The organism is Sporomusa sp. (genome assembly GCF_057736855.1).
Window position 1 is genome coordinate 1 of record NZ_JBYKYF010000262.1, and the last position, 4,411, is coordinate 4,411.

Here is a 4,411-nt window from a genome sequence, read left to right on the forward strand (position 1 = left end):
CGATGAGGAAGTAATCTCCGGACTATTAACTGGAATTTCTCAGGCTAAGGTATTTTGTTAACAGCTCATCATCACCTTCAGCCGCTGCTTCAATGAGTGCCATACGTGCTTCTTCAGCCTGTCCAAGCATGTCGGCCGGAATATCAGTCTCAACGCATTCTTTACCGTTTTTCTCAACCACATATGCTTTCATTGTAATTAAATCGACAATACCTTTAAAGGTGTCTTGAGCACCTATGGGTAATTGAACCGGGACAACGCCATTGCCGAACTTTGCTTTCATACTGTCGACAACACTGTAAAAGTCAGCGTTTTCCCGGTCCATTTTATTAATAAAACCAATTCTCGGCAATCCTAATTCATTTGCATAACTCCATACTTTCTCAGTTTCTACTTCAACACCGGAGGCAGCACACAAAACAACTAGCGCGCTGTCAACAGCCCGCAGAGCACCTTTAACTTCAGCTACGAAATCAGCATAACCTGGGGTATCAACAAGGTTAATTTTATGATCGCGCCACTCACAAGGAGCCAAAGCAGTATTAATAGTAACCTTCCGTTTGATTTCTTCAGGTTCAAAGTCAGTAGTAGCCGACCCATCATCAACACGTCCTAAACGGTTAACTGCGCCAGAATTAAACAACATGGCTTCGGTTAAGGATGTCTTACCTGATCCTCCATGGGCTACAATTCCAACATTTCTTAACTTGTCGCTCTTGTACTCTTTCATGGCTAGTTCCCTCCTGTTGCGGTATGGTTAATTTCATTACCGACATATTAGTTTTCTTAATTCTCTGTTTACTATAAATATTCCTTCTTTTCAGTTTACTTTGTAAGGTTAAATTAAGCAAAATTACTACTATTTATTCCATTACTTTAATTTTTTTCCAACGATTATTAAGTTAGATTTTTGACAATCCCCCCAAAAGCTACAAGGCATCTAAAACAAGAAGACGAGCTATTAGTACTTGCAATAGCTCGTCTTGAGTGACAGATTCATACCTTATCCTTTAAAGAATATGCGCACCAATTTACGGAGTGGTCCGGGCAGTGACATAACATAACAACGGAAATTCACCATACTCGCCCCCTTACTTAAACTATTATCGATTGCTATTCATCCTTCAGCTATTGATATAGTTTATGCGGGTCGAATAAAGATGTGCAACGGCTGGCAGTTTCAGCACTGTTTTTAGTAATTACACCTACATCTTTGTCTATAACAGACTAATTACTAATCTCGCTTTCAAAACGAGACATGACAAAGCATAAATCTGATAAACGATTTAAGCAAATAAGTAATTGTTCATTAACAGCGGCGTCTCCTTCTTGCTCCTTAAGCCGCAATGCCTGACGTTCAGCTCGCCGAGTAATAGTTCTCGCCAAATCAAGAGCAGCCGCTCCCGGAGTATCACCAGGGATAATAAAGTTTTTTATTGGTGGAAGTTTAGCATCAAATTCATCAATCATTTGCTCTAGGGTTGTCACATGTTCAGCTGTAATATAGCTTTCTTTGCTGCCTGTACTGGCTAAATCTGCCATAACCAACATTAACAGTTTTTGCAATTTTACTATAGCTTCTTTGACTGCCGGTTTGGTACAATTTGCCCGTGCCACGCCCAAGGCTGAATTTACTTCATCAACAGTACCATAAGCTTCCACTCTGCTACTGGTTTTCTTGATTCGCTCTCCGGTTAATAGCCCGGTAGTACCTTTATCACCGGTCTTAGTATACACTTTACTCATTCTATTTCCTCCAATGACTACTGAAGCAATTCTTGCTCAGTAAAATATATAGCAATTTCTCGTTGTGCACTGGCTATACTATCTGATCCATGCACAATATTATTTGACATTACGGTAGCATAATCGCCGCGAATAGTACCAGGCATGGCTTCAACAGGATTTGTCGAACCAATCATACTTCTAACTATTTTTACAGCATTGGGACCTGATAGTACCATCGCTACAATCGGACCTGAGGTAATAAACTCAATAAGCTCAGAAAAGTAAGGTTTTCCCCTATGTTCCTCGTAATGCTTAGCAGCAATTTCTGGCGTCAAAACCATTAGTTTAAGAGCAGTGATTGTAAGACCTTTTCGTTCAAAACGGCTGATTATTTCGCCGCAGAGTTTTCTTTGTACGGCATCAGGTTTTAACAACACCAGCGTACTTTCGGTTAAACACCCCATACATACACCGCCCTATAGTCTATAAGAATTTGCATCTTGAGTATAGACTATCGCCGACTGGCGAATAGCTTCTATTTCTTCAGGAGTGACTTGACGGATAACCCTGCCAGGTGAACCCAGGACAAGAGAATTAGGCGGAATTTTTTTGCGTTCAGGAATAAGTGTGCCTGCGCCAATAATGCAATTCTCGCCAATCTCTGCATAGTTTAGAATGATAGCTCCCATACCAATGAGACAGTTATTAGCAATAGTACACCCATGAAGAATGGCTCCATGCCCTACTGTAACATAATCGCCAATCGTAGTTGGAAATTCATACCAGACATGTACAGTACAATTATCCTGTATATTAGTATACCGTCCAATAGTAATAGGCTGCACATCACCACGCACTACGGTATTAAACCAGATGCTTGCATGTTCACTGATAGAAACATCACCAATAATCCTGGCGCCTTCCGCAATATATACATTTTTCTCAATCTTGGGATATAAATCTTTAAAAGGAATTATTGTACCACTCAATCGAATCTCTCCTTTTACCTAGCCACGTACAACAGTATTAGTAAGCTTCCCAATCCCTTCTATCTCCACTGTCACTGTATCACCTATCTGCATCGGTCCTACTCCCGCCGGAGTGCCTGTCAAAATGACATCGCCGGGATACAACGTCATGACCTGGCTGATGAAAGCCACCAGTTCTGGTACTTTAAATATTAAATTAGCAGTGTTTGATGCCTGTTTTACCTCCCCGTTCAACAAGAGTTTAATAGCAACATCATGGGGGTTTAATTGTGTTTCAATCCATGGGCCAAGTGGCAAAAAAGTGTCAAAAGATTTTCCGCGCGTCCATTGTCCATCATGCATTTGGATATCGCGCGCCGTTACGTCATTAGCACAGGTATAGCCTAATACATATTCTCCTGCTAGTTCTACTGGTACTTTGTGAGTTATTTTTTTGATAACGACAGCTAGTTCCGCTTCGTAATGCAGGTTTTTCGAGATGGGGGGAAACTCAATATCTCCACCAGGCTTATTTAACGCTGATGACGGTTTAAGAAAAATCAGCGGCTCTTCCGGTAACTTAAGGTTCATTTCCCTTGCATGATCATGATAATTTAGACCAACGCAGACAGCTTTGGTTGGCTTACATGGGGCAAGCAATGATACTTGATCTAACGAAACTTTTATATTACTTTCCTGGTAATTACCACCAAAAACATCACCATCAATAACCGTAATTTGGTTGTCTGACGCTAAAATACCATAAGCAGCTTTGCTTTCAAACTCGAATCGGACTATTTTCATGGTATCCTCCCCTAGTAGCGTTAGTTCAGGATTCAAGACATTATGGCACTTACATTCTCACGATGCTTGGAAAAGCTAGTATATTTTTTCCATATTTACTTGCTCATATCCTGCAAAAAAATCTCTCTGAAATAAAAATCAGAGAGATTTTTTCATACATAATGTTATCGCATTTTTCTTGCTTGTTCTTCCAGTTTTGCCACTCGGTCAGCCGTAGACGGATGGGTACTGAATAGGCTGACAAGCATACCGCCTGCTCCGCTTAACGGATTGATAATAAACATATGTGAAGTTGCCGGTGTAGCTTCAGGCATTACTCGATGTTTTGCATAGTACTCAATTTTTTTCAAGGCACTGGCCAACGCCAGAGGGTTACCGCACACATTAGCACCTGTTTCGTCTGCCAGATATTCACGTGAACGGGATATCCCGAGTTGAATCAGTGTGGCAGTCAGTGGTGCCACCACTACCAGAAAGATAAATTCGATAATGCTACTACCGCCGCCTTCTTCGTCATTGTTCCGACCAAGACCAAAAATAGCGGACCATTGGGCAATATTGGCAATCATCGAAATGACACCCGCGATACTAGCGACAATGGTGCTGATGAGCGTATCGCGATTTTTGATATGCGCCAATTCGTGAGCAATTACGCCTTCAAGCTCTTCGTAATTAAGAGCGCGCATAATACCTGTTGTTACTGCCACTACACCATGCTCGGGGTCACGTCCGGTAGCAAACGCATTCGGCACGTCAGTATTGATAATATACACTCTCGGCATTGGCAATTGGGCCTTCCGTGCCAAACCACTTACCATCCGATTCAAGTCAGGCGCACTCTGTGGAGTAACCTCTTGCGCTCCATACATCCTTAGGACAATTTTATCACTGAACCTGTAGCTACCAAAATT

The 4,411-nt window shown here is 41.6% G+C and carries 6 protein-coding genes; all 6 read right to left on the minus strand.

What is annotated here, in order from left to right; translation table 11 throughout:
* Nucleotides 1-25: 25 nt before the first annotated feature.
* The gene (locus AC29Z1_RS14145) at nucleotides 26-730 is read right to left on the minus strand and encodes a GTP-binding protein (protein ID WP_488272100.1); all 705 of its coding nucleotides are present in this window, start codon (nucleotides 728-730) and stop codon (nucleotides 26-28) included.
* A 497-nt stretch (nucleotides 731-1,227) separates the two neighbouring features.
* Nucleotides 1,228-1,746, minus strand: coding sequence for a cob(I)yrinic acid a,c-diamide adenosyltransferase (locus tag AC29Z1_RS14150; RefSeq protein ID WP_488272101.1), 519 nt, complete (start codon nucleotides 1,744-1,746; stop codon nucleotides 1,228-1,230).
* A 17-nt stretch (nucleotides 1,747-1,763) separates the two neighbouring features.
* Nucleotides 1,764-2,192: a nucleoside-diphosphate kinase gene (gene ndk, locus AC29Z1_RS14155; RefSeq protein WP_488272102.1), complete on the minus strand. Its 429-nt coding sequence runs from the start codon at nucleotides 2,190-2,192 to the stop codon at nucleotides 1,764-1,766.
* A 12-nt stretch (nucleotides 2,193-2,204) separates the two neighbouring features.
* Nucleotides 2,205-2,717: a gamma carbonic anhydrase family protein gene (locus AC29Z1_RS14160; RefSeq protein ID WP_488272103.1), complete on the minus strand. Its 513-nt coding sequence runs from the start codon at nucleotides 2,715-2,717 to the stop codon at nucleotides 2,205-2,207.
* Between the two features lie 18 nt (nucleotides 2,718-2,735).
* A complete protein-coding gene (locus AC29Z1_RS14165) occupies nucleotides 2,736-3,500 on the minus strand; it encodes a fumarylacetoacetate hydrolase family protein (RefSeq protein WP_488272104.1) in 765 nt (254 codons plus the stop codon).
* A 164-nt stretch (nucleotides 3,501-3,664) separates the two neighbouring features.
* A partial coding sequence (locus AC29Z1_RS14170) for a zinc metalloprotease HtpX (RefSeq protein ID WP_488272105.1) occupies nucleotides 3,665-4,411 on the minus strand: 747 nt, incomplete at its 5' end.